This is a genomic window from Pseudomonas sp. NPDC098740 (genome assembly GCF_044760065.1).
Taxonomy (GTDB): Bacteria; Pseudomonadota; Gammaproteobacteria; order Pseudomonadales; family Pseudomonadaceae; genus Aquipseudomonas; species Aquipseudomonas rossensis.
Map to the genome: position 1 here is coordinate 66,284 of NZ_JBIWAM010000003.1, position 25,655 is coordinate 91,938.

At 60.5% G+C, this 25,655-nt stretch carries 18 protein-coding genes; 6 read left to right on the forward strand and 12 right to left on the reverse strand.

Annotated elements, in window-relative coordinates:
• Positions 1–5: 5 nt before the first annotated feature.
• The 9 genes from gltB to ACIQU2_RS04740 all read right to left on the reverse strand — a co-directional run bounded on the left by gltB (position 6) and on the right by ACIQU2_RS04740 (position 13,058).
• Entirely contained in the window at positions 6–4,451 is a 4,446-nt protein-coding gene (gltB, locus tag ACIQU2_RS04700) for a glutamate synthase large subunit (protein WP_403138993.1), read from the reverse strand.
• Positions 4,452–4,801: 350 nt separating this feature from the next.
• Positions 4,802–6,394: an SPOR domain-containing protein gene (locus ACIQU2_RS04705; RefSeq protein ID WP_403138996.1), complete on the reverse strand. Its 1,593-nt coding sequence runs from the start codon at positions 6,392–6,394 to the stop codon at positions 4,802–4,804.
• A gap of 10 nt (positions 6,395–6,404) precedes the next feature.
• Complete coding sequence (aroB, locus tag ACIQU2_RS04710; protein ID WP_201183997.1) at positions 6,405–7,505, reverse strand: 3-dehydroquinate synthase; 1,101 nt, start codon at positions 7,503–7,505, stop codon at positions 6,405–6,407.
• A 151-nt stretch (positions 7,506–7,656) separates the two neighbouring features.
• Positions 7,657–8,175, reverse strand: a complete 519-nt coding sequence (aroK, locus tag ACIQU2_RS04715) for a shikimate kinase AroK (RefSeq protein ID WP_010464421.1) — start codon at positions 8,173–8,175, stop codon at positions 7,657–7,659.
• Positions 8,176–8,179: 4 nt separating this feature from the next.
• Positions 8,180–10,270: a type IV pilus secretin PilQ gene (gene pilQ, locus ACIQU2_RS04720; RefSeq protein ID WP_403139000.1), complete on the reverse strand. Its 2,091-nt coding sequence runs from the start codon at positions 10,268–10,270 to the stop codon at positions 8,180–8,182.
• Between the two features lie 13 nt (positions 10,271–10,283).
• Positions 10,284–10,811, reverse strand: a complete 528-nt coding sequence (locus ACIQU2_RS04725; protein WP_403139003.1) for a pilus assembly protein PilP — start codon at positions 10,809–10,811, stop codon at positions 10,284–10,286.
• On the reverse strand, positions 10,808–11,431 hold the full coding sequence (pilO, locus tag ACIQU2_RS04730) for a type 4a pilus biogenesis protein PilO (RefSeq protein ID WP_347802207.1): 624 nt from the start codon (positions 11,429–11,431) through the stop codon (positions 10,808–10,810). The genes ACIQU2_RS04725 and pilO overlap by 4 nt, the downstream gene beginning before the upstream one ends.
• Positions 11,428–11,994 carry a PilN domain-containing protein gene (locus ACIQU2_RS04735; RefSeq protein WP_403139005.1) on the reverse strand — a complete coding sequence of 189 codons (567 nt, stop codon included), beginning with the start codon at positions 11,992–11,994 and terminating at the stop codon, positions 11,428–11,430. The genes pilO and ACIQU2_RS04735 overlap by 4 nt, the downstream gene beginning before the upstream one ends.
• A complete protein-coding gene (locus ACIQU2_RS04740; protein WP_347802205.1) occupies positions 11,994–13,058 on the reverse strand; it encodes a pilus assembly protein PilM in 1,065 nt (354 codons plus the stop codon). The genes ACIQU2_RS04735 and ACIQU2_RS04740 overlap by 1 nt, the downstream gene beginning before the upstream one ends.
• A gap of 218 nt (positions 13,059–13,276) precedes the next feature.
• Here ACIQU2_RS04740 and ACIQU2_RS04745 point away from each other — a divergent pair, with 218 nt between their 5' ends.
• Positions 13,277–15,718, forward strand: coding sequence for a penicillin-binding protein 1A (locus ACIQU2_RS04745; RefSeq protein ID WP_403139395.1), 2,442 nt, complete (start codon positions 13,277–13,279; stop codon positions 15,716–15,718).
• Positions 15,719–15,918: 200 nt separating this feature from the next.
• Here the strand turns inward: ACIQU2_RS04745 and ACIQU2_RS04750 are convergent, their stop codons facing one another.
• From ACIQU2_RS04750 to rpmE, 3 genes are all read right to left on the reverse strand, one after another.
• Entirely contained in the window at positions 15,919–17,187 is a 1,269-nt protein-coding gene (locus ACIQU2_RS04750; RefSeq protein WP_347802203.1) for a malic enzyme-like NAD(P)-binding protein, read from the reverse strand.
• A gap of 182 nt (positions 17,188–17,369) precedes the next feature.
• Positions 17,370–18,170, reverse strand: a complete 801-nt coding sequence (locus ACIQU2_RS04755; protein ID WP_403139009.1) for a thermonuclease family protein — start codon at positions 18,168–18,170, stop codon at positions 17,370–17,372.
• A 14-nt stretch (positions 18,171–18,184) separates the two neighbouring features.
• Positions 18,185–18,415 (reverse strand): 50S ribosomal protein L31, encoded by a 231-nt coding sequence (gene rpmE, locus ACIQU2_RS04760; protein WP_048723245.1) that lies wholly within the window; start codon positions 18,413–18,415, stop codon positions 18,185–18,187.
• A 170-nt stretch (positions 18,416–18,585) separates the two neighbouring features.
• On the opposite strand from rpmE, the gene ACIQU2_RS04765 reads away from it, so the two are divergent.
• From ACIQU2_RS04765 to hslU, 5 genes are all read left to right on the forward strand, one after another.
• On the forward strand, positions 18,586–20,805 hold the full coding sequence (locus ACIQU2_RS04765; protein WP_283182618.1) for a primosomal protein N': 2,220 nt from the start codon (positions 18,586–18,588) through the stop codon (positions 20,803–20,805).
• A gap of 183 nt (positions 20,806–20,988) precedes the next feature.
• Positions 20,989–22,725, forward strand: coding sequence for an arginine--tRNA ligase (gene argS / locus ACIQU2_RS04770; protein ID WP_347802201.1), 1,737 nt, complete (start codon positions 20,989–20,991; stop codon positions 22,723–22,725).
• 1 nt (position 22,726) lies between these two features.
• Positions 22,727–23,431: an SPOR domain-containing protein gene (locus ACIQU2_RS04775; RefSeq protein WP_347802200.1), complete on the forward strand. Its 705-nt coding sequence runs from the start codon at positions 22,727–22,729 to the stop codon at positions 23,429–23,431.
• Between the two features lie 253 nt (positions 23,432–23,684).
• Positions 23,685–24,215: an ATP-dependent protease subunit HslV gene (hslV, locus tag ACIQU2_RS04780; protein ID WP_007899242.1), complete on the forward strand. Its 531-nt coding sequence runs from the start codon at positions 23,685–23,687 to the stop codon at positions 24,213–24,215.
• A gap of 55 nt (positions 24,216–24,270) precedes the next feature.
• Positions 24,271–25,611 (forward strand): ATP-dependent protease ATPase subunit HslU, encoded by a 1,341-nt coding sequence (hslU, locus tag ACIQU2_RS04785; RefSeq protein WP_347802199.1) that lies wholly within the window; start codon positions 24,271–24,273, stop codon positions 25,609–25,611.
• The last annotated feature ends 44 nt before the right edge of the window (positions 25,612–25,655 follow it).

Here is a 25,655-nt window from a genome sequence, read left to right on the forward strand (position 1 = left end):
GCATATCACTGCGGGTTGGCACGGGTGCTGGAAAGCAACGATTTCAGGTTGGCAGCCTTGGGCTTGACCAGCCAGAAACGACGCAGATAGTCGTCGAGGTTTTCAGCGAGGTTACGACCCCACTCGCTGTCGGTTTCCTCGACGTATTCGTTCAGCACGCGTTGCAGGTGGCTGCGATAGGCTTCCATCGCCTCACCGCTGATCCGCTGGATTTCCACCAGTTCGTGGTTGACCCGGTCAACGAAGCTGTTGTCCTGGTCGAGCACGTAGGCGAAACCGCCGGTCATGCCTGAGCCGAAGTTGTAACCGGTCTTGCCCAATACGCAGACGAAACCACCGGTCATGTACTCGCAGCAGTGATCGCCCGTGCCTTCCACCACGGTGTGAGCACCGGAGTTACGCACCGCAAAACGCTCGCCCGCGGTACCGGCGGCGAACAGCTTGCCGCCAGTGGCGCCGTACAGGCAGGTGTTGCCGATGATGGCACTGTCCTGAGTCTTGTAGACGCTGCCCTTTGGCGGAACGATGACCAGTTTGCCGCCGGTCATGCCTTTGCCGACGTAGTCGTTGGCGTCGCCTTCCAGGTACATGTGCAGGCCGCCAGCGTTCCACACACCGAAGCTCTGACCGGCCGTCCCGTTGAAGCGGAAGGTGATCGGCGCGTTCGCCATGCCCTGGTTGCCGTGCTTGCGAGCAATTTCACCGGAGATCCGCGCGCCGATCGAACGGTCGCAGTTGCAGATATCCAGGGCGAAATCGGCGCCGCTCATGTCGTTGATGGCCGAGGTGGCCATGTCGACCATTTTCTCGGCCAGCAGGCCTTTGTCGAACGGTGGGTTGCGGTCAACCTGGCAGAACTGAGGCTTGTCTGCCGGGATGTGATCGCTGCCCAGCAATGGCGTCAGGTCCAGGTGTTGCTGCTTGGCGGTCTGGCCTTCGAGGATGTCCAGCAGATCGGTACGACCGATCAGCTCTTCGAGGGAGCGCACGCCCAGCTTGGCCAGCCACTCACGGGTTTCTTCGGCAACGTAGGTGAAGAAATTCACCACCATGTCGACGGTCCCGATGTAGTGATCCTTGCGCAGCTTCTCGTTCTGAGTCGCGACGCCGGTGGCGCAGTTGTTCAGGTGGCAGATACGCAGGTATTTGCAGCCCAGCGCGATCATTGGCGCGGTGCCGAAGCCGAAGCTTTCAGCGCCGAGGATCGCAGCCTTGATCACGTCGAGACCGGTTTTCAGGCCGCCGTCGGTTTGTACCCGGACTTTGCCGCGCAGGTCGTTGCCGCGCAGGGTCTGGTGAGTTTCGGCCAGGCCGAGTTCCCACGGCGCGCCCGCGTATTTGATCGAGGTCAGCGGCGATGCACCGGTGCCGCCGTCGTAGCCGGAGATGGTGATCAAGTCCGCGTAGGCCTTGGCCACACCGGCAGCGATAGTGCCGACGCCCGCTTCTGCTACCAGCTTCACCGAGACCAAAGCCTTCGGGTTGACTTGTTTCAGGTCGAAAATCAACTGCGACAAATCTTCGATCGAATAGATGTCGTGGTGCGGTGGAGGTGAGATCAGGGTCACGCCCGGCACTGCGTAACGCAGCTTGGCGATCAGACCGTTGACCTTGCCGCCTGGCAGCTGACCACCTTCGCCGGGCTTGGCGCCCTGAGCGACTTTGATCTGCAGCACTTCAGCGTTGACCAGGTATTCCGGGGTCACACCGAAACGGCCAGTCGCAACCTGTTTGATTTTCGAGCTCTTGATGGTGCCGTAACGCGCAGGGTCTTCGCCGCCTTCGCCGGAGTTGGAACGCGCACCGAGGCGGTTCATGGCTTCGGCCAGGGCTTCGTGAGCTTCCGGCGACAAGGCGCCGAGGGAGATGCCCGCGGAGTCAAAGCGCTTGAGCACCGACTCCAGCGGTTCGATCTCGCTGATGTCCAGCGGCGTGTCCAGGGTTTTGACCTTGAACATGTCACGGATCATCGACACCGGACGGTTGTCCACCAGCGCCGTGTATTCCTTGAACTTGCTGTAGTCGCCCTGCTGCACAGCGGCTTGCAGGGTGCTGACCACGTCCGGGTTGTAGGCGTGATATTCGCCGCCGTGGACGAATTTCAGCAAACCACCTTGCTGGATCGGCTTGCGCGGGCTCCAGGCTTCGGCAGCCAGGGCTTTCTGCTCGGCTTCGATGTCGACGAAACGCGCACCTTTGATGCGGCTTGGCACGCCACGGAAGCTCAGGTCGCAGACTTCTTCGGACAGGCCGATGGCCTCGAACAGCTGCGCACCGCGGTACGACGTGATGGTCGAGATGCCCATCTTCGACAGGATCTTCAGCAGACCTTTGGTGATGCCTTTGCGGTAATTCTTGAACACCTCATAGAGGTCGCCCAGGACTTCACCGGTACGGATCAGGTCGCCCAGCACTTCGTAAGCCAGGAACGGATAGACCGCCGAGGCGCCGAAACCGATCAACACGGCGAAGTGGTGCGGATCGCGAGCCGTCGCGGTTTCCACGAGGATGTTGGAGTCGCAACGCAGGCCTTTTTCGGTCAAGCGGTGGTGCACCGCGCCGGTGGCCAGGGAAGCGTGGATCGGCAACTTGCCCGGGGCAATGTGACGGTCACTCAGCACGACCTGGGTACGACCGGAGCGCACCGCTTCTTCAGCCTGATCGGCAACGTTGCGGATCGCCGCTTCGAGGCCGACGCTTTCGTCGTAGTTGAGGTCGATGATCGCGCGCTCGAAGCCCGGACGATCGAGGTTCATCAGCGAGCGCCACTTGGCCGGGGAAATGACCGGCGAGCTGAGGATCACGCGCGAGGCGTGTTCCGGCGACTCCTGGAAGATGTTGCGCTCGGCACCGAGGCAGATCTCCAGCGACATGACGATGGCTTCACGCAGCGGGTCGATCGGCGGGTTGGTGACCTGCGCGAATTGCTGGCGGAAATAGTCGTACGGCGTGCGCACGCGCTGGGACAGCACGGCCATCGGCGTATCGTCGCCCATCGAGCCAACGGCTTCGTAGCCTTGCTCGCCGAGCGGACGCAGCACCTGATCACGTTCTTCGAAAGTGACCTGGTACATCTTCATGTACTGCTTGAGTTGATCGACATCGTAGAACGCCGAACCGTGGTCGTTGTCTTCCATGGTGGCCTGGATGCGCAGGGCATTCTTGCGCAGCCATTGCTTGTACGGATGACGGGACTTCAAGCGGTTGTCGATGGCGTCGGTGTCGAGGATCTGGCCGGTTTCAGTGTCCACGGCAAAGATCTGACCCGGGCCAACGCGGCCCTTGGCGATCACGTCTTCAGGCTGGTAGTTCCAGACACCGATTTCCGAGGCCAGGGTGATGAAACCGTTTTTGGTGGTGACCCAACGCGCTGGACGCAGGCCGTTACGGTCGAGCAGGCACACCGCGTAGCGACCGTCGGTCATTACCACGCCGGCCGGGCCGTCCCACGGTTCCATGTGCATCGAGTTGTATTCGTAGAACGCACGCAGGTCCGGGTCCATGGTTTCGACGTTCTGCCACGCAGGCGGAATGATCATCCGCACGCCACGGAACAGGTCGATACCACCGGTGACCATCAACTCGAGCATGTTGTCCATGCTGGAGGAGTCGGAACCGACACGGTTGACCAGCGGGCCGAGTTCTTCCAGGTCCATCAGATCATTGGTGAACTTGGTGCGACGGGCCACGGCCCAGTTGCGGTTACCGGTGATGGTGTTGATCTCGCCGTTGTGGGCGAGGAAGCGGAACGGCTGAGCCAGCGGCCATTTCGGCAGGGTGTTGGTGGAGAAGCGCTGGTGGAAAACGCAAATCGAGGTTTGCAGGCGCTGGTCGCTGAGGTCTGGATAGAAGGCGGTCAAATCCGCCGGCATCATCAGGCCTTTATAAATGATGGTCTTGTGCGAAAAGCTGCAGACGTAGTGATCGGCGTCGGCGGCGTTGGCCACGGACGAGCGACGACGGGAGGTGAACAGCTTGACGGCCATGTCCTGATCGCTCAGGCCATCACCGGCGATGAACACTTGCTCGATCTGCGGCAGGCGCTCAAGGGCCAGGCGACCGAGGACACTGGTGTCGATCGGCACTTTGCGCCAGCCGACGAGGGTCAGGCCAGCAGCGAGGATCTCGCGGTTCATGTTCTCGCGAGCGGCTTCGGCTTTGACCGGGTCCTGGTTGAAGAAGACCATGCCCACCGCATATTGCTTGGGCAGTTCGACGCCGAAGGTTTCCTGGGCAATGGCTCGCAGGAACACATCCGGCTTTTGAATCAGCAAGCCACAACCGTCACCGGTCTTGCCGTCGGCGTTGATCCCACCGCGGTGGGTCATGCAGGTCAGGGCCTCGATGGCCGTTTGCAAAAGGGTATGACTGGGCTCGCCCTGCATATGGGCTATCAGGCCGAAACCGCAGTTATCCTTGAATTCATCTGGTTGGTACAGACCTGCTTTCATAGACACTTTCTCACCAGGCTGCCTCTTGTCGAGGCAAATTTCTTTTCAATTCAACCACTTACCATCCGCGCCGAACGTACGCCAGCTTTGCGGGGGCAAAAGGGAGGTCATTGTACACACCGACACAGAGGCTCACAAATTTGACGACGAAATGTCGCAAATCTATGTCGCATTTGTGAAAGGTTTAAAGCGATATGCTGTGCTAGTCAAAACTTTTTTAATTTTGACCGCAACGACTCAAAGACTACTGTGACGCAGACACCACAAGGCACGCGGTCTGTAGAGACGGCATGCGCTTGCAGAAATTTTGAGGTGCCGGGAGAGGCGGCCTGGGTAAGGCCGCCGAATCTTCAGCGAGTTGTTGCCAGTTCCTGTTGGACGCTGGCGACAGTGCGAGGCCAAGGTTTACCAGCCTGAACCTTCGCTGGCAAGGCCTTGATGGCGCTAAGGGCTGCATCGCGGTTGGCGAAGCTACCGTAGGTGATGACGTAAAGCGGTTTGCCGTTGAGGACTTTCTTGAAATAACGGTACTCGCCGCCCTGCTCCTTGACGAAGGATTGCGCGGCCGCTTCAGAGCTGGTGCCGAGGATCTGCACCACGTAGTTACCCGGCGCTTGCCCTGCATACCAGGTGCCGCCGGCGGCCTTGGCCACGGTGGTTGGTTTCTCGGCAGGCTTGGCGGCAGCGGCGGCTGGTTTGGCTGGCACTGGAGCTGGCTTCACGGCAGGCGCTACCGGAACTGGCTTGGCAGTCGCGACCTGAGTCGGAGCAGGCACAGGCTTGGTGGCTGGCGTCGGTGCAGGACCTGCCGACAGACCTGCTGGAGGCGCGGTGGTGGTCACGGTCGGAGGCGTAGCGCTCGAACCTTCGACCGGCACGCCGTCATCGCCTTCGGTGATGCCGCCGGCGGCTTCAGCCAGCGGACCACGCATGACCGGCTGAGAGTTGCCGACCAGCGGCAATGGCATCGGTTGCGAGTTACCGGCGAATTCGACGGCAGGCGCGCCGCCGCTGTCAGGTTGTGGCGTGCCCTGGCCGAGCGGCAGTTGCGCCTGTTCGTTGGCAGGTGCACCAGTGGTCGGTGCTTTGCTGCGACCCGGCATCAACCAGGCGGCGGCTACCGCGACCACGACAACAGCGGAAATCGCCAATACGTGTTTCTTCGGCATGTTGAACCCCATACTTGGACGCTTCACCGCTGAGCGGCTGGCAATCATGGCTTCGATCATTGCATCGCGGGCAACCTGGTTGATGGTGCCAGGCCAACCGTCGGAGCTTTCGTGAATATCAGAGATCTGATCCGCGGTGAAAAGTTCGATACCCCGGCCGGCGCCCTCGAGCCGCTGGTCCAGATATTCGCGCGTTTCTTCTTCGGTGTAAGGCTGCAACTCGATGACGTGGAAACGCTCTTCTTCGAGACTCAGCGCGTCCAGTTGAGCAATCAGCGACGACTCACCGAACAGGAACACATGCGGGCGACCTTCCGGTGCCCCGGCAGCCAGGGCCAGCAAGGCCTCCAGCGCGGATTCGTCGAGTTGCTCGGCGTCATCCACCAGCAAATAGACTTCCTGCCCCGTCAGCGCAAGTTGCACCACTTGAGCCAGAATCGCGCCGATCTCGGCCTGGGCAACGTTCAGCGCCTGAGCCACCTGACGCAGCACGCCGGCCGCATCACCGGCGCCACGGGCGGAAACCACCACGCTCTGCACCGACTGTTTGTTGGTGCTGGCCACCAGGGCCTGACGCAACAGCGTCTTGCCACTGCCTTGCGGGCCGGTGACTACCAGCAGCAACTGACTGTAGCGTGCCAGGTGATGCAGTTGCCCCAGCACCGGTTTGCGCTGGGCCGGGAAGAATTTGAAGCCAGGCACCCGTGGAGAAAAAGGGTCATGACTCAACTGGTAATGGCCGAGGAAAGCCTCGTCGGCGTGCAAACTAGTCATCGGGATCTTATTAACCTTTAAGCTGAGCCAGAGCGCGGTAATCCGCTCCCAGCGTGGCCTGTAAAACCTCTTTCGGATAATCGTCGGTCACCACCGCTTCGCCCATGTGGCGCAGCAGCACCAGGCGCAAACGACCGTCGATCACTTTCTTGTCAATTGCCATGTGTTCGAGAAAATCGGCTTCAGTCATCTCTTCAGGCGGGATGACCGGCAGGCCGGCACGCTGGAACAGACGAATGCCACGATCGCGCTCTTGCTCGCTGATCCAGCCCAGGCGCGCGGACATTTCCAAGGCCATTACGGTGCCAGCAGCGACCGCCTCACCATGTAGCCAGACACCATAGCCCATGTGGGTTTCGATGGCGTGGCCGAAGGTATGACCCAGGTTGAGCGTGGCACGAACACCGGTCTCCCGTTCGTCGGCACCCACCACCGCAGCCTTGGCCGCGCAAGAGCGCTCGATGGCGTAAGTCAGGGCGACCTGGTCCAGGGCGCGCAAGCGATCGACGTTGTCTTCAAGCCAGGTCAAAAACGGTTCGTCGCAGATCAGCCCATATTTGATGACTTCAGCAAGCCCGGCGGACAGTTCGCGGGCCGGCAGGGTATTGAGGGTAGCGGTATCAATCAGCACCACATTCGGCTGATAGAAAGCGCCGACCATGTTCTTGCCCAGCGGATGGTTGATCCCGGTCTTGCCGCCCACCGAAGAGTCGACTTGCGACAGCAACGTGGTCGGGACCTGGATGAAATCGACACCGCGCTGGTAGCAGGCGGCCGCAAAACCGGCCATGTCACCAATCACACCGCCACCGAGGGCGATGACCGTGGTACGGCGGTCGTGCCGCGCGGTCAGCAGACCGTCGAAAATCAGTTGCAGGGTTTCCCAGGTCTTGAACGCTTCGCCGTCTGGCAGCACCACGGAAACCACCGAGAACTGTGCAAGGCTGCGGGTCAGACGCTCGAGATAGAGCGGCGCAACGGTCTCGTTGGAGATGATCGCCACTTGCCGTCCGCGGATATGCGGGGCCAGCAGCTCAGGCTGATCCAACAAACCTTCGCCAATATGAATCGGGTAGCTGCGCTCGCCTAGATCGACCTTGAGTGTCTGCATGTGTCCCCACAGTGAAGATGGAATCAGGCGTCCTGCCTTGAGTTAACGAATGTCCACGGCGTCTGCTGGTGTGACGCCGTTCGGTAGCCATCCGCCACAACCTTGAGCGGCCATGACAGGACGCCGAGGATAGCGCATTTCGCGCTGCGCTTTAACGGGGAGGTAGCTGCTGCAAGCGTTCGAGAATATCGAGCACCACCATTCGCGGCGGCCGCTCATCGGTTTCCACCACCAGATCGGCGATTTCCCGATAAAGCGGATCGCGGATCGCCAGCAGATCTCGAAGGGTCTTGGCCGGATCGGCAGTACGCAACAGGGGTCGATTGCGATCGCGGGAAGTGCGGCCCACCTGCTGCTCGACAGACGCATGCAGATAGACCACCCGCCCCCCGGCGTGCAGCGCCCGGCGATTGGCCTCGCGCATCACCGCGCCGCCACCGGTCGCCAGCACCACGCCGTCGCACCCGCACAGCTCGGCAATCATTGCCTGCTCGCGGTCACGAAAGCCCGGTTCGCCTTCCTTATCGAAAATCCACGGGATATTGGCGCCCGTGCGCAATTCAATTTCCTTATCGGAATCTTTGAACGGCAGGCGCAGCTCTTTGGCCAGCAACCGGCCGATGGTGCTTTTTCCAGCCCCCATCGGTCCAACAAGAATCAAATTTCGCACAGAATCAATGACTCACAGCAATCGCCTGGTTATTCATGATACGCGGAGTGAGAAATACCAGCAGCTCGGATTTTTTCTCCGAAACCACGTCACGCCGGAAAAGGCGGCCAAGATACGGCACATCACCGAGAAATGGCACCTTATCTACAACCTTGCTCTGAGTATTTGAGAAAACCCCGCCAATCACGATGGTCTCGCCGTCGTTGACCAGGACCTTGGCATTGACCTCGTTTTTCTTGATCGGCGGCACATCCTGCACCTTGTTCAGGTAGTCCGGTTCGTCCTTGGTGACCTTGACCTCCATGATGATCCGGTTGTCCGGGGTGATCTGCGGCGTCACCTCCAGAGACAGCGAGGCCTCCTTGAACGACACCGAGGTAGCACCGCTGGAGCTGGCTTCCTGATAGGGAATTTCCGTGCCCTTGAGGATTTTCGCGGTTTCCTTGTCCGAGGTGACCACCTTGGGCTGCGAGACAATTTCGCCGTTGCCGGTTTTCTCCATGGCCGTCAGCTCGAGATCCAGCAGCACATTGTCGGTGATGAACGCGATGCCGAGCCCCGAGGTGTTGGCGGCGGTGCCCAGGTCGACGAACGGCGCGTTGGTGCTGGTGCTGCCAGGCGTACCGATGGTCGACGAAGCATTAGCCCCACTATTGCTGACACCTGAGGTGTTCCAGTTGCCCTTGTTCTGCAACGAACCGCCCCAGCGCACGCCGAGGCTTTTGTCGTAGTCGACGTTGGCTTCGACGATGCGCGCCTCGATCATCACCTGACGCACCGGGATATCCAGTTGCGCGACGATACGGCGCAGTTCGTCGAGGCGATCCTGGGTCTGGTAGGCAATGATGTTGTTGGTCCGCTCATCCACCGTGATCGAGCCCCGCTCGTCGGCTTTTGCCTCGGCACTGGTCACCGACTGGAACAGCTTGGCGATATCGGCCGCTTTGGCGTAGTTGACCTGCAACAGTTCCCGACGCAGAGGCGCCAGGTCGGCAATCTGCTTCTGCGACTCAAGCTCCTGGCGCTCGCGAGCGGCGATTTCATCGGCCGGTGCCACCAGCAAAACGTTACCGATCTTGCGTTTATCCAGACCTTTGGTTTTCAACACCAGATCCAGCGCCTGATCCCACGGTACGTTCTGCAAACGCAGCGTGATGCCGCCCTGCACCGTGTCGCTGGCCACCAGATTGAGATTGGTGAAATCGGCGATCAGTTGCAGCACCGAACGCACATCGATGTCCTGGAAATTCAACGAGAGTTTTTCACCGGTGTAGGCAAAACGCTCAGTGTTGCGCTTCTGCAAGTCATCGACGGTCATCGGCCGGATGCTGACGGTCAGCTTGTTGTCGGTCTGGTAAGTCGAATAATCGAATGCGCCGCTGGGCTCAATGCTGATCGTGGCCCGATCACCGGTGGCGCTGGCGTTGACGAACTGCACCGGCGTGGCGAAATCCTTGACGTCCAGGCGTACACGCAACGGCTCAGGCAATTGGGTCCTGGCGAAACCGAGGATAATCTTGCCGTCGCGCTCCTGAATGTCCGGGGCGATGGAAGGATCCGACAGATCGATGACCACATTGCCTTCGCCCTGAGTGCCGCGCTGGAAATCCACACCCCGAATGGCCTTGCCTACTGGCGCATAGGCTTTCGCCGGGGCTGGCGTTGCAGTCGCTGCGCGCGGCGTTTTGGACGCCGGGCTGGAGGCCGTTTTGTTGGCGCCTTGCCCGACCACCACGAACAGAGTATTGCCTTCGACCCGTGCGTTGTACGGAGTCAACTGGGTCAGATTGATGATCAGTCGCGTACGGTCCTTGGCTTGCACCACCGTGGCGCTGCGGGCATTTCCGCCGCCCAGGTCACGATTTTTGCTTTTTAGCTGACTGACGACGCCAGGCAGATCCAGCGCAATCCGTGCAGGCGACTCCGTGGTGTAACCGTGAGGCGGCGGTGGCGGCCCATCGAACGACAACTTCAACTCGACGCGGTCCCCCGGCAGCGCGGCGACATCCAGCGCTTTGAGGTTGGCCGCTAGTACCATCGGCGACAGCAACGCTATCCATAGCGAAATACCGAAGGTTGAGAAAATCCTGTTCATTATTCGAGTTCCACTATGAGTGCTCTTTCAAAGGGATGGTCCGCGGCCGCTCCAGCCAGGCGCCTTCGCCGTCGGGAACGATTTCGACCACATCGACCTGCGAGCCGCTGATGGCGACGATCCGCCCATGGTTACGCCCCAGGTAATCGCCGACTTTCAACCGATGCACCCCGCCCGCCCCGCGCAACAGCGCAAAGGAGCCGGTCGCATTGGCGATCGTTCCGACCATTTCAAACTGCTCGATGTTGAAACCTTCGAGGTACTGCTTGACCCGATTCGGGTCAGGTTTGACGTTGCGTGAACCGTGTTTCTGGCCGGCCAGATCGACTCTGACCTGTCGGGAAAACGGGCTTCGCAGGTTGGCGGCGCTGTAGGTGAATGTTGGGTAAGACCGAAATGTCGGCGTTGGTTCAATCTTGCCGGGCGCACGCAAACGCATTTCGTTCATGTATGCATCCAGGTCGCTGAAGTCATTGTCGCTGCCGCAACCGGCCAGGCCGGCGACCAACACAACCATCGAAAAACAACGAATCGGGCTCATTTTTGCAGCCCCTTGTCGTTGTAGCGGTAGGTCTTGGCGAGGATGCTCATGCGCAACTTCGGACCACCTTCCGGGTTGGCCGGCGCAAGGTCGAAGTCATGCAGGGTGACAATCCGTGGCAGCCCGGCGACGCCGCTGACGAAGGTGGCCAGGTCATGATAGGCACCGGTGACGGTGATCTGGATCGGCAGCTCGATGTAGAACTGCTGCGTGTTCTCCGGCAGCAGTTTGATCTCTTCGAACTCCAGGCCACTGCCCAGGCCGGTGCGAGTGATGTCCTCCAGCAGACCGGGCACTTCGGTGTCACTGGGCAATTGCCGCAACAGCACGCCAAAGGAGTTCTCCATTTCCTTCATCTGTTGCGTATACAGCTCCAGATTCGCCGCCATATGGGCTTTGTTGGCGAATTGCTCCTTGAGGGTCGACTCTTCCTCGCGCTTGAGTTCGAGATGGCTCTGAACGTCGCTGATGGAAAAACTGTAGCCCAGTGAAAGCACCAGAATCATGAGCAGGATACCCGCCAGTGCCTTGATGGCTGGCGGCCAGGAACCCATGTTATTGGTGTCCAGGTCATTGATGTCGATCTTGCGCAGGCCTTCGAACCAGTCAGACAGCCTCATTTGCCGCCCTCCGCAGCGGCGGGCCGAGTCTGACGAACGGTCAGCTGAAAGACGTTGGCCTGATCCAGCTGACCGGCGGTCGTCGCTTTGACTTCCGTGAGGCTGGGCGCATCAAACCAATCGGACGCATCCAGATTGCGCATCAGGTCTGACACACGATTGTTGGACTCCGCCACTCCAGTGATGGACAAGGACTTTCCGGCCATTTTCACCTCAGTGAAATACACGCCGTCAGGCAGCGTCCGCGCCAGTTGATCGAAAATACGCCCGCTGATCGGCCGGTTGCCTTGCAGGTCCTGAATGATGCGCATGCGCTCGACCAGTTGCTGGCGACGAGCCTTCAAATCGCTGATCTGTTTAATCCGCTCGTCGACCACGGCAATCTGTTTGCCGATGTAATCGTTACGAGCCACTTGCCGATCGATAGCACCACTGATGGCCTGGTTCGCGATCAGCACCACGCCCACGGCCCCCACCATCACACCGACCAGCGCCAGCAAAAAGCGTTTGCGGCGCGCTTCACGCTGCTCTTCGCGCCAGGGTAAAAGATTGATCCGCGCCATCAGTCGAAACTCCTGAGGGCCAGCCCGCAGGCGATCATCAGTGCCGGCGCATCGCTGGCCAGGGCACCGGCGTTGACCTTGCTGCTCAGGGCCATGTTGGAGAATGGGTTGGCCACTTGCGTCGGCGTACCCAATCGTTGCTCGATCAACCGGTCCAGCCCCGGGACCGATGCGGTACCGCCGGCCAACAGAATGTGATCAACCGAGTTGTACTGACCGGAGGCGAAGAAAAACTGCAACGAACGCGACACCTGCTGCACCAGCGCATCGCGAAACGGCTGCAACACCTCACTGACGTAATCGTCCGGCAAACCACCCTGCTTCTTCGCCAGCCCCGCCTGCTCAATGGTCAGGCCATAACGTCGCTGGATTTCCTCCGTCAGTTGACGACCGCCGAACAATTGCTCGCGGGTGTAGATGATCCGCCCCTGGTGCAGCACGCTCAGGGTGGTCATGGTGGCGCCGATATCGACCACCGCTGCCGTTCGACGCTCCTGAGAAGCCGCCAGTTGACCCGCCAGCAATCCGTAAGAACGCTCCAGCGCATAGGCCTCGACGTCGACCACGCGCGCCGTCAGACCGGCCAGAGCCAGGACCGCTTCGCGGACCTCGACGTTTTCCTTGCGACAGGCCGCCAGCAGCACATTGACTCGCCCGGGGTTGCGCGCAGAAACGCCCTGGACCTCAAAGTCGATGGCCACTTCGTCCAATGGATAAGGGATGTATTGATCGGCCTCGATCTTCAGCTGGTTTTCCATCTCGTCGTCGGAAAGACCGGCATCCATCTCGATGGTCTTGGTGATCACCGCCGAACCGGCCACGGCCACGGCGACGTTCTTGAGGTTGGTTCTGGCCTTGAGCAGCACGCGCGCGAGTGCCTGCCCTACGCCTTCGAGCTCGGCGATATTTTTCTCGACCACCGCGTTGGTGGGTAAAGGTTCCACCGCATAGGCCTCTACCCGATAACGGTCGCCTTGGCGGCTTAGCTCCAGAAGCTTGACCGACGTGGAGCTGATGTCGATCCCCAGAAGCGTATTGGCCTTTTTATTGAAGAGTCCTAGCACTACCAATTCCCTATGACTATCCGTGTCTTACGGACTCTGTAATATCCGTTGCGTTCAAACCACCCGTCTTGACAGCAGCGCAAATGACGCCCTCGACGGAAAAATGCTTATAATGCCCAGCGTTTTTTTCCGGTTTTTACTTCAAGCGCGGGTCGTTCCCTGTTTATCTGAGCCCTGATGCCTAATTCATTCTTTGCCCTGGATGTCCAAAAGCCTTGATTCGTCTGCTGAAATTTTTCGGTTGGTCCATCGTCGCCGTTTTCTGCGGACTGCTCCTCGGTCTCAGCGGCGCGTTTCTCTACCTTAGTCCGGGCTTGCCGTCCGTGGAGGCGCTGAGAAGCATCCAGTTGCAGATTCCTTTGCGGGTCTACAGCAGCGACAACAAGTTGATCGCAGAATTTGGCGAAATGCGCCGTACACCGATCCGTTTCGCCGACATTCCCCCCAATTTCATTAATGCGTTACTAAGTGCTGAAGACGACAACTTCGCCAACCACTACGGCGTGGACCCTGGCAGCCTGATGCGCGCGGCCACCCAGTTGGTAAAAAGCGGACACATCCAGTCCGGCGGCAGCACCATCACCATGCAGGTGGCGAAGAACTTCTTCCTGACCAGCGAACGCAGCTTCTCGCGAAAAACCACCGAAATTCTCCTGGCCCTGCAGATCGAACGGCAGTTGACCAAAGACGAGATTCTTGAGTTATACGTCAATAAAATCTATCTGGGTAACCGCGCTTATGGCATCGAGGCGGCGGCGCAGGTTTATTACGGCAAATCGATTCGTGATGTCAGCCTCGCGCAGATGGCGATGATCGCCGGCCTGCCAAAAGCCCCTTCGCGTTTTAACCCGCTGGCCAACCCGGCCCGCAGCAAGGAACGTCGCGACTGGATCCTTGGGCGCATGTACAAACTCCGCAAAATCACCGAAGCCGACTACACCACTGCGATCAACGAGCCGCTGAATGCCAGTTATCACGTGCCGACCCCGGAAGTGAATGCGCCGTACATCGCTGAAATGGCCCGCGCCGAAATGGTCGGCCGCTATGGCAGCGACGCCTATACCGAGGGTTTCCGCGTCACCACCACGGTGCCGAGCAACCTGCAGGAAATGGCCAACACCGCGGTCCACGAAGGGTTGATGACCTACGACCAGCGTCATGGTTATCGCGGCCCGGAGTCGCGCCTGCCGGGCAAGACTCGCGAGGCCTGGGCAACCGAGCTGACCAAACAGCGCACCATCAGCAGCCTTGAACCTGCCATCGTCACCCAGGTCGACAAGACCGGCCTGCAAGTGATGACCCGTACCGGTGACGAACACGTCGGCTGGGACAGCATGAAATGGGCGCGCCCATTCCTGAACACCAACAGCATGGGCGCCAATCCAAAGCAGCCTTCGGACGTCGCCCAGGTCGGCGACCTGATTCGAGTGCAGCGCCAGCCGGACAACTCGCTGAAATTCAGCCAGATCCCCCAGGCTCAGGGCGCGCTGGTTTCCCTCGATCCGCAGAACGGTGCCATTCGCTCCCTGGTCGGCGGCTTCGCCTTCGAACAGAGCAACTACAACCGCGCCATGCAGGCCAAGCGCCAGCCGGGTTCGAGCTTCAAGCCGTTCGTCTACAGTGCCGCACTGGATAACGGCTACACCGCCGCCAGCCTGGTGAACGACGCACCGATCGTGTTCGTCGACGAGTACCTGGACAAGGTCTGGCGCCCAAAGAACGACACCAACACGTTCCTCGGCCCCATCCGTATGCGTGAGGCGCTCTACAAGTCGCGCAACCTGGTGTCGATCCGCTTGCTGCAGGCGCTGGGCGTCGACCGCACCATCGACTACATCAGCAAGTTCGGCTTCAACAAGCAGGACCTGCCACGCAACCTGTCCCTGGCCCTGGGCACCGCGACGCTGACACCTATGGAAATCGCCACCGGCTGGAGCACCTTCGCCAACGGCGGCTACAAGATCAGCCCCTACATCATCGACAAGATCGAAAGCCGCAATGGCGACACGCTGTTCGTCGCCAACCCGCCGAGCGTCCCGAAAGGCAACGTCGCCACCGACGGCATCGCCGCCCCTGTCGCGGCCAACGCCTTCACCGTCAACGCAACCCCGGGCGAAGCGCTGACTGCCCAGCCAGCGCCACAAACACCGGCCGTGGCCGAGCGCATCGTCGACGGCCGCACCACGTTCATCCTCAACAGCATGCTCGAGGACGTCATCAAACTCGGCACCGGCCGCCGCGCCCTGGCCTTGGGCCGCAGCGACATTGCGGGCAAGACCGGTACCACCAACGAGTCCAAGGACGCCTGGTTCTCTGGGTACAACGCCGATTACGTCACCACTGTCTGGACCGGTTTCGACCAGCCTGAAAGCCTGGGTCGCAAGGAGTTCGGCGGTACCGTCGCCCTGCCGATCTGGATGAACTACATGGGCGCCGCACTCAAAGGCCTGCCGCCCCATACGCAGCCAGAGCCGGAAGGCATCCTCAGCCTGCGAGTCGACCCGATCAGCGGCCGTGCAGCCACCCCAGGCACGCCAGGCGCCTACTTCGAGCTGTTCAAGGCCGAAGACACGCCACCGTCGGCTAACGAGCTGGGCAACGGCACTGCACCGGGTAGCCCACTGCCTGCGGATGAAGCGGCGCCGATCGATTTGTTCTGATCGCCTGAAGCCGCAAAAAGCCCCCCTTCGAAAGAAGTGCGGGGCTTTATTTGCAGGGCAAGATCAAAAGATCGCAGCCTTCGGCAGCTCCTACAGGGGAACGCAATCCAACGCAGGAGCTGCCGAAGGCTGCGATCTTTTGATCTTCTGCCCCCATAAAAAAACCCGGCCAATAGCCGGGTTTTCTATGGAGCGGCTACTTAGCCGTTGAACACGTCATCCACGCTTTTCAGCGGGTAGTTCTTCGGATACGGCAGGGTTGCCACACCGGTCTCGATCGCAGCCTTGGCCACGGCATCGGAGATCACGGTGATCAGTCGGGCATCCATTGGTTTCGGAATGATGTACTCACGACCGAATTCCAGTTTGATGCCGCCGTAGGCGTCGCACACTTCCTGAGGAACCGGCAGCTTGGCCAGTTCACGCAGGGCGTTGGCGGCAGCCACTTTCATTTCTTCGTTGATGCGCTTGGCGCGAACGTCCAGGGCACCACGGAAGATGAACGGGAAGCCCAGCACGTTGTTGACCTGGTTCGGGTAGTCCGAACGGCCGGTCGCCATGATCACGTCGTCACGGGTGGCGTGAGCCAATTCCGGGGAAATTTCCGGATCAGGGTTGGAGCACGCGAACACGATCGGGTTGGCCGCCATGGATTTCAGGCCTTCAGCGCTCAGCAGGTTCGGGCCGGACAGGCCAACGAACACGTCAGCGCCTTTCAGGGCATCAGCCAGGGTGCGCTTGTCGGTCGCGTGAGCGAAGACAGCCTTGTACTGGTTCAGGTCGTCACGGCCGGAGTGGATCACGCCGGTACGGTCAACCATGTAGATGTTTTCGATGTTGGCGCCCATGCTCACCAGCAATTTCATGCAGGAGATGGCGGCCGCACCGGCGCCCAGGCAGACGATCTTGGCGTCAGCGAGGGTTTTGCCAGCGATTTCCAGGGCGTTGATCATGCCGGCCGCCGTAACGATCGCGGTGCCGTGCTGGTCATCGTGGAATACCGGAATGTCGCACTGCTCGATCAGAGCGCGTTCGATCTCAAAGCACTCAGGTGCCTTGATGTCCTCCAGATTGATGCCACCAAAGGTGATGGAGATGCGCTTGACGGTGTCGATGAAGGCTTGCGGGCTTTCGGAGTCGACTTCGATGTCGAAAACGTCGATGCCGGCGAAGCGCTTGAACAGCACGCCTTTACCTTCCATTACTGGCTTGGAAGCCAATGGGCCGAGATTACCCAAGCCGAGAATTGCGGTGCCATCGGAAATGACTGCAACCAGGTTGCCTTTGCCGGTGTATTTGTAGGCCAGTTCAGGATCGCGGGCGATTTCGCGTACTGGTTCGGCTACGCCGGGGCTGTAGGCCAGCGACAAGTCGCGGGCCGTAGCGGTGGCCTTGGTGAGCTCGACACTCAGCTTCCCTGGACGAGGATGGGCGTGATATTCGAGAGCGGCAGTTTTCAAATCAGACATGTGGGCATTCCGCTTTTACTGTTGGACAGACGGACCGCCGAGGATACGCGTGTCGCAAAGTCCCCACAAGACTGACCAGTCACCCCTGTCAAGCGCCCGGCCCTACGACTTTGGACCAAGAGCCGCGGAACATAAGGGATAGACTGTTCACAATCAGCATAATAAATGTCTACAGTTTTTAATCACTGCGCCATCTGAAGCATCGCCGGGTCGGTCAATGGCAGAAGCCAGCGTGCCTGTCCTTCTTTCAGTCCGCCGCGCCGCGAACGGTCCAGCACCCAGCCACGGGCCTCGACCTGCCTGCCCTTCAGCCGCTCGAGATTCGCCACATCGAACTGCCCCAGCAAATTGGGTGCAACGCGCAGTACAACCGAATCCTGCAACTCGATCCAAACCCCGCCGCGATTGCGCTGAACCTTGCTCACACGACCGCTGAGCACAGCGAAACCGGAGGTGTTGATCTCCTCCGCTTTCAGTACAGGGGATTGACGCCACAACCCGAGTCCGGCCTGACGAGCGCTGTGTTCCGCCGCTTGCTGGCACTCGACCAGATCGACATTCGGCGCGACCGCTACCTGGAAACCGAGTCCTTCAGCGAGCATCTGCGCTTCAAGGTTGGCGCCATCGGCGCTGTAGACATGGGCCAAGGTGCGGCCGTAATGGTCTTTGCTTTCTTTACCGGGCAATAAACCGACCCGCCCGTCGCTGGCGACCACCAAAGCCTCCAGACGTTGGCGCGCCGTCACCGCGAACGGCTCATCGGAGCGACCTTTCTTGCCCAGCTCCGGCGTATTCAAACCGATCATGCGCACGCTGCGGCCATCGCTCAGGCGCAGCGTGTCACCATCCACCACCCGTTGCACCACAACGGGTGTCAGCCCGCTCGGCGCCGGGCAGAAGGCCTGGGCACCGGGAAGCCAAATCGCAGACACAAAAAAGGCGCCCACGAGGGACGCCTTTTTCATCAGCAAGGTAAAGCCCATGGGGCCTTGCAACCTTACTCTGCAGCAGCAGGAGCTTTCTTGCCGAAAGCACCGAAACGGTCTGCGAAGCGCTGTACACGGCCGCCAGTATCCAGAGTCTTCTGCTTACCGGTGTAGAACGGGTGGCACTCGTTGCATACGTCAGTACCCAGTGGCTTGCACAGGTTCGAACGAGTTTCGAACTTGTTGCCGCAGCTGCAAGTTACTGCGATGGTTTCGTACGCTGGATGGATATCGGCTTTCATGGTGTATTCCTCAGGCTAGTGTGCCGCCACTCAACACTATTGTTGAATACCGCACATAATTAGGCCGCGGATTCTACCAGACCTTTGCAATCACGCAAGCTGTCCCTTACACCGACCGTCTGCTAGGCTCCCGGCCTTCTTCACCGTCCCATCATCGAGAAAACCATCGCGTGCCCGACGCCATTTTGCGCCTCGCCCTGCCTTCGCCCCTGCGCCGCCTGTTCGATTACCGTGCCCCGGCCGGGATCCTGCGTGCCCAGTTGCAGCCGGGCATGCGCCTGCGGGTGCCGTTCGGCCGACGGGAGATGATCGGGATTCTGGTGGAGGTGACCGATCACAGCGAAGTGCCGGTAGAAAAGCTCAAGCCGGCCCTGGCCCTGCTCGATGCCACGCCGCCCCTGCCGCCAGCGCTGTTCAAACTGTGCCTGTGGACGTCTCAGTATTACCAGCACAGCCTCGGCGACACCTTGAGCTGGGCCCTGCCGGTACTGTTGCGACAAGGCGAACTGGCCGAAGCACGGCAGGAGCGCTTCTGGTCCGCCGCGCCGGGCGCCAGCCTTGATGACCCGCGCATCGCTCGCGCCCCGCGTCAACGGGAGGCCCTGGCGACCCTGGCCCAGCATCCCCACGGCGTCGCCCATCAGTTGTTGAGCAAACTGATGCTGAGCAAGGACAGCCTGGATTTGCTGCTGGCCAAGGACCTGGTGCAAGTCGAAATCCGCAAACACGCCCCCGGCGCCCGCCACGAACACTGGTTGGCGCAGCCGGAATTGCCACTCAACCCGGAGCAGCGTGCAGCCTATGAGGCGATTCGCGCCGGATTCGACAGTTATCACGCGTTCCTGCTGGCAGGTGTCACCGGCAGCGGCAAGACCGAAGTCTATTTGCAACTGATCCGAGAAACCCTTGAGGCAGGCAAGCAGGCGCTGGTGCTGATCCCGGAGATCAACCTCGGCCCGCAGACCCTGGCGCGCTTCGAGCAGCGCTTCAATGCACGCATCGCGCTGATCCACTCGGCGGTCAACGACCGCGAGCGCCTCGAAGCCTGGCTCGCCGCTCGGGACGGTGACGCCGACATCATTATCGGCACCCGCTCGGCGCTGTTCACGCCGATGAAGAACCCCGGGCTGATCATCATCGATGAAGAGCACGACGGTTCCTATAAACAGCAGGAAGGCCTGCGCTATCACGCCCGCGACCTGGCATTGGTGCGCGCACGCCAGGAAAACATCCCGATTGTCCTCGGCTCCGCCACGCCTTCGCTGGAAAGCCTGCACAACGCCTACACCGGTCGATACGGACTCTTACGCTTGAACGAGCGTGCCGGTGGCGCCAAACAGCCGCGATTCCTGCGCCTGGACGTGAAAAGTCGTCCGCTGGACAGCGGCATTTCCGGGCCGATGCAGCAGGCCATCGGCCAGACGCTGGCCGCTGGGCAACAAGTTTTGGTGTTCCTCAATCGCCGCGGTTTTGCGCCGACCTTGCTGTGTCACGACTGCGGCTGGATGTCCGAGTGCCAGCGCTGCGATGCGCGAATGACTGTGCACCAGCGCTCCGGCGAACTGCGCTGCCATCATTGCGGCTACGTCGAGCGCGTCCCTCGGCATTGCCCGAAGTGCGGCAAGGTCGATTTGCGGCCAGTCGGCGCCGGCACCGAGCGCGCCGAAGAACGATTGGGGATTTTGTTTCCGGACGTCCCGGTGCTGCGGGTCGACCGCGATAGCACTTCGCGTAAAGACGCCATGAACCAGCTGTTCGCGACCATTCAGAAGGGCCAGCCATGCATTCTGGTCGGCACGCAAATGCTTGCCAAAGGGCACCACTTTCCACGGGTGACCCTGGTGTCGATTCTCGATGCCGACGGCGGGCTGTTCTCCGGCGACTTCCGCGCCAGCGAGCGCATGGCGCAGTTGATCGTTCAGGTTGCCGGGCGCGCGGGTCGGGCGGAAGAGCCGGGCAAAGTGATCATCCAGACGCACCTGGCCGACCATCCGCTGCTGGTGCAATTGACTGAACAGGGCTATTTCGCCTTTGCCGAACAGGCTTTGAGCGAACGTCGCTCGGCGGGTCTACCGCCGTTTGCGCACTTGGCGCTGCTGCGGGCCGAAGCGCACAAACCGGGGCAAGCTGAAGGTTTTCTTGATGAGGCGTGCAGCGAGGCCGAGCGCTTGCTGGCCGAACAGAACCTGACCGGGATTGAACTGCTAGGACCGGTGCCGGCGCCGATGGAACGCCGGGCCGGGCGTTATCGTGCGCAGTTGTTGCTGCAAGCGACGGCCCGGGCGCCGCTGCATCGACTATTAAGCAGCTGGCTGCTGGTGTTGGAGCAGATGCCGAGTGGGCGGGCGGTGCGCTGGTCTTTGGATGTGGATCCGGTCGATTTGTATTGAAAGATCAAGATCAAAAGATCGCAGGCTTCGCCAGCTCCTACCCTGCGATCTCTACCGCTTTTGTCACCACATATCCATAACCTGCCCGCTATAGTTGGCAAGCCCGTCTTCGCAACGGATAATGCCCAGTTTTTCCACTAGCGCATCCAAGCGCCGCCGCGCTTGCGGTCGAAAGAGAACACCATGAAAGACACCATTCGCCAGCTGATCCAACAAGCCATCACCCAACTCGTCAACGAAGGTGTGTTGCCTGAAGGCCTGTCGCCGGCGATCCAGGTGGAAAACTCCCGTGACAAGACTCACGGGGACTTCGCCAGCAACATTGCGATGATGCTGGCCAAGCCGGCCGGCATGAAGCCACGTGACCTGGCAGAGAAAATCATCGCCGCGCTGCCGGCTGACGAAAACGTCACCAAGACCGAAATCGCCGGCCCCGGCTTCCTGAACTTCTTCCAGAACACCCAAGCCCTGGCCACTCGCCTGGACGCCGCCCTGGCCGACGCCCACGTCGGCGTGCGCAAGGCCGGCCCGGTGCAACGCACCGTGGTTGATCTGTCGGCACCGAACCTGGCCAAAGAGATGCACGTCGGCCACTTGCGCTCGACCATCATCGGCGACGGCGTGGCCCGGGTGCTGGAGTTCCTCGGCGACGAAGTGATCCGGCAGAACCACGTCGGCGACTGGGGCACCCAGTTCGGCATGCTGATGGCGTATCTGCAAGAAAACCCGATCACCAGCGACGAGCTGTCGGACCTGGAAAACTTCTACCGCGCCGCCAAGCAACGCTTCGACGAATCCGAAGAGTTCGCAGATCGCGCCCGTGGCCTGGTGGTCAAGCTGCAAGCCGGCGACCCGGACTGCCTGGCGCTGTGGACCAAGTTCAAGGACATCTCGCTGTCCCACTGCCAGAAAATCTACGAGCTGCTCAACGTCAAACTGACCATGGACGACGTGATGGGCGAAAGCGCCTACAACGACGACCTGATCAACGTAGTCAACGACCTCAAGGCCGCTGGCCTGCTGGTCGAGAGCAACGGCGCCCAGTGCGTGTTCCTCGACGAGTTCAAGAACGCCGACGGCGACCCGCTGCCGGTGATCATCGTCAAGGCTGACGGCGGTTACCTCTACGCCACCACCGACCTGGCGGCCGTGCGTTACCGTAGCGGCAAGTTGAAGGCTGATCGCGCGCTGTACTTCGTCGACCAGCGTCAGGCCTTGCACTTCCAGCAAGTATTCCAGGTCGCGCGCCTGGCCGGCTTCGTGACGCACCCGATGGAAATGGAACACATGGGCTTCGGCACCATGAACGGTAAAGATGGCCGCCCATTCAAAACCCGTGATGGCGGCACCGTGAAGCTGATCGACCTGCTGACCGAAGCCCAGGAACGTGCCTACACCCTGGTGAAGGACAAGAACCCGGAGCTGGCCGATGACGAGTTGCGCAACATCGCCAAGGTCGTGGGCATTGGCGCGGTGAAATACGCCGACCTGTCCAAGCACCGCACCAGCGACTACAGCTTCAACTTCGACCTTATGCTGAACTTCGAAGGCAACACCGCGCCTTACTTGCTGTACGCCTATACCCGCGTGGCCGGCGTGTTCCGCAAACTCGGCAAAGACTTCAGCGAAGTCGAAGGCCAGATCGCCCTCGAAGCGCCGCACGAACACGAACTGGCGGCGAAGCTCGCGCAGTTCGGCGAAGTGCTGAACAGCGTTTGCGACAAGGGCACGCCGCACATCCTCTGCACGTACCTGTACGATGTCGCCGGCCTGTTCTCCAGCTTCTACGAGAACTGCCCGATCCTCAGCGCCGACACTCCGGCGCAAATGCAAAGCCGTCTGCGCCTCGCTGCGCTGACCGGCCGCACTCTCAAGCAAGGCCTGGAACTGTTGGGTCTGGAAACTCTGGAGCGTATGTAAGTTGGCTGCCAAGAAAAAACCTGCACCCAAGCGTGGCGCCAGCCGTTACCAAGCTCCTGCAAAGCAGCCGATCCCGGGCTGGCTGTGGATGGCCATCGGCCTGACGGTCGGCGCGTTTATTGTGTTCCTGATGAAACTGGAACCGGGCAAGGGCAGCGAGAGCGTCAAGCGCGAGAAGATCGAGCAGCAGAAAGCCAAGATCGCCGAGGCCAACAAGACCCCGCCGAGCCCGACGCAACCGGTGAAGCCGAAGTACGACTTCTACACGTTGCTACCGGAATCGGAAGTCATCGTGCCGCCGGATGCCGTGCCGGAGAAAACCCTGCCGACACCACAAGTGCCGGCCATTCCGACGACGCCGGTTACGCCAGAGCAAGCGGCGAAGATCGATACCGCGCGGGCTCAGGCCGCACTGGCCGGGATTACCCCGCCGCCAGCGCCACCGGTGTCCAAAGCGGCGCCAGTGACCACGTTCTTCCTGCAGGCCGGCTCGTTCCGCAAGGAGGCTGATGCGGACAAGGTTCGGGCCCAGATCATCCTGCTCGGTCAGGCTGTGGCGGTTGAATCCGGCACCGTGAAGGACGAAACCTGGTATCGGGTATTGGTCGGACCGTTCAGCAACCGCGAACAGCTGACCACGGCCCAGAAACAACTGGCCGGCAGCGGGTTCAGCAACCTGTTGTTACAACAACGCCAAAGCCGCTAACCCTCTGCCACCGCAGCTCCCGCAGGAGACACGAATCCTGTAGGAGCTGCCGCAGGCTGCGATCTTTTCAAGGTTTGCAGGGTATTCCGTCTTACCCATCATCAAGAGCAAGATCAAAAGATCGCAGCCTTCGGCAGCTCCTACGCGCCTCGCACCGCTCGTCCCCTCTCCCTCTCCGCAGTTGAAATACGCTCCACCACCCCCATATGAGTTGGCATAAGGCATTTTCGCCCCGCTGCGTGGAGACTCTCCCTTGACCACCATCGTTTCAGTTCGCCGCCACGGCAAAGTCGTCATGGGCGGCGACGGCCAGGTTTCTCTCGGCAATACCGTGATGAAAGGCAACGCGAAGAAAGTTCGCCGCCTGTACCACGGCCAGGTGATCGCCGGTTTTGCCGGGGCCACCGCTGACGCCTTCACCCTCTTCGAGCGTTTCGAAGGCCAGCTTGAGAAACATCAGGGCCACCTGGTTCGCGCCGCTGTCGAACTCGCCAAAGAATGGCGCACTGACCGCTCCCTCAGCCGCCTCGAAGCCATGCTCGCGGTCGCGAACAAAGACGCCTCTCTGATCATCACCGGAAACGGCGACGTGGTCGAACCTGAAGAAGGTCTGATCGCCATGGGTTCCGGTGGCGGTTACGCCCAGGCCGCCGCCAGCGCGCTGCTGAAGAAAACCGATCTGTCGGCCCGGGAAATCGTCGAAACCGCCCTCGGTATCGCCGGCGACATCTGTGTATTCACCAACCACACCTTCACCATTGAGGAGCAGGACCTCGCTGAGTAAGCCTGTTTTGGCCACCACGCCACGGCTCACTTTTACCTGAGGACCGCCAATTACTATGTCCATGACTCCCCGTGAAATCGTCCACGAACTCAATCGCCATATCATCGGCCAGGACGATGCCAAGCGCGCCGTCGCCATCGCGCTGCGTAACCGCTGGCGCCGGATGCAGCTGCCTGAAGAGCTGCGCGTTGAAGTGACCCCCAAGAACATCCTGATGATCGGCCCGACCGGTGTCGGTAAAACCGAGATTGCTCGTCGTCTGGCCAAACTGGCCAACGCGCCGTTCATCAAGGTCGAAGCGACCAAGTTCACCGAAGTCGGCTATGTCGGCCGCGACGTCGAGTCGATCATTCGTGACCTGGCCGACGCGGCGATCAAGCTGCTGCGCGAACAGGAAATGACCAAGGTTCGCCACCGCGCCGAAGACGCCGCCGAAGAGCGCATCCTCGACGCCCTGCTGCCACCGGCACGCATGGGCTTCAGCAACGACGACGCCGCACCGTCGGCCGACTCCAACACCCGTCAGCTGTTCCGCAAGCGCCTGCGCGAAGGTCAGCTGGATGACAAAGAGATCGAAATCGAAGTCGCCGAAATGACCGGTGTCGATATCTCCGCGCCACCGGGCATGGAAGAGATGACTAACCAGTTGCAAAGCCTGTTCGCCAACATGGGCAAGGGTAAAAAGAAAAGCCGCAAGATCAAGGTCAAGGAAGCACTGAAGCTGGTGCGTGACGAAGAAGCCGGTCGTCTGGTCAACGAAGAAGAGTTGAAGGCCAAGGCGCTGGAAGCGGTCGAGCAGCATGGCATCGTGTTCATCGACGAAATCGACAAGGTCGCCAAGCGCGGCAACACCGGTGGCGTCGACGTGTCCCGCGAAGGCGTACAGCGCGACTTGCTGCCACTGATCGAAGGCTGCACCGTCAACACCAAACTGGGCATGGTCAAGACCGACCACATCCTGTTCATCGCGTCCGGTGCGTTCCACCTGAGCAAGCCGAGCGATCTGGTGCCCGAGCTGCAAGGTCGCCTGCCGATTCGTGTCGAACTCAAAGCCCTGACGCCTGAAGATTTCGAACGCATTCTCAGCGAACCGCACGCGTCGCTCACCGAGCAATATTGCGCACTGCTGAAAACCGAAGGCCTGGTGATCGAGTTCCAGCCGGACGGTATCAAGCGTATTGCCGAGATCGCCTGGCAGGTCAACGAGAAGACCGAGAATATCGGTGCCCGTCGCCTGCACACGCTGCTTGAGCGTCTGCTCGAAGAGGTGTCGTTCAGCGCCGGTGATCTGGCCAGTGCCCACGACGACAAAGCGATCGTGATCGACGCCGATTACGTCAACAGCCACTTGGGCGAATTGGCGCAGAACGAAGACCTGTCCCGTTATATCCTGTAGGCCTCATTCTTTACATGGCAGGGCCGCTTGCGGCCCTGAACCAA

Bases quoted from the DNA above. Each gene is read 5' to 3' on its own strand.
- gltB (WP_403138993.1), bottom strand. From the start codon at position 4,451: ATGAAAGCAGGTCTGTACCAACCAGATGAATTCAAGGATAACTGCGGT.
- ACIQU2_RS04705 (WP_403138996.1), bottom strand. From the start codon at position 6,394: ATGACTAGTTTGCACGCCGACGAGGCTTTCCTCGGCCATTACCAGTTG.
- aroB (WP_201183997.1), bottom strand. From the start codon at position 7,505: ATGCAGACACTCAAGGTCGATCTAGGCGAGCGCAGCTACCCGATTCAT.
- pilQ (WP_403139000.1), bottom strand. From the start codon at position 10,270: ATGAACAGGATTTTCTCAACCTTCGGTATTTCGCTATGGATAGCGTTG.
- ACIQU2_RS04725 (WP_403139003.1), bottom strand. From the start codon at position 10,811: ATGAGCCCGATTCGTTGTTTTTCGATGGTTGTGTTGGTCGCCGGCCTG.
- pilO (WP_347802207.1), bottom strand. From the start codon at position 11,431: ATGAGGCTGTCTGACTGGTTCGAAGGCCTGCGCAAGATCGACATCAAT.
- ACIQU2_RS04735 (WP_403139005.1), bottom strand. From the start codon at position 11,994: ATGGCGCGGATCAATCTTTTACCCTGGCGCGAAGAGCAGCGTGAAGCG.
- ACIQU2_RS04750 (WP_347802203.1), bottom strand. From the start codon at position 17,187: ATGTCTGATTTGAAAACTGCCGCTCTCGAATATCACGCCCATCCTCGT.
- ACIQU2_RS04755 (WP_403139009.1), bottom strand. From the start codon at position 18,170: ATGGGCTTTACCTTGCTGATGAAAAAGGCGTCCCTCGTGGGCGCCTTT.
- rpmE (WP_048723245.1), bottom strand. From the start codon at position 18,415: ATGAAAGCCGATATCCATCCAGCGTACGAAACCATCGCAGTAACTTGC.
- argS (WP_347802201.1), top strand. From the start codon at position 20,989: ATGAAAGACACCATTCGCCAGCTGATCCAACAAGCCATCACCCAACTC.
- hslU (WP_347802199.1), top strand. From the start codon at position 24,271: ATGTCCATGACTCCCCGTGAAATCGTCCACGAACTCAATCGCCATATC.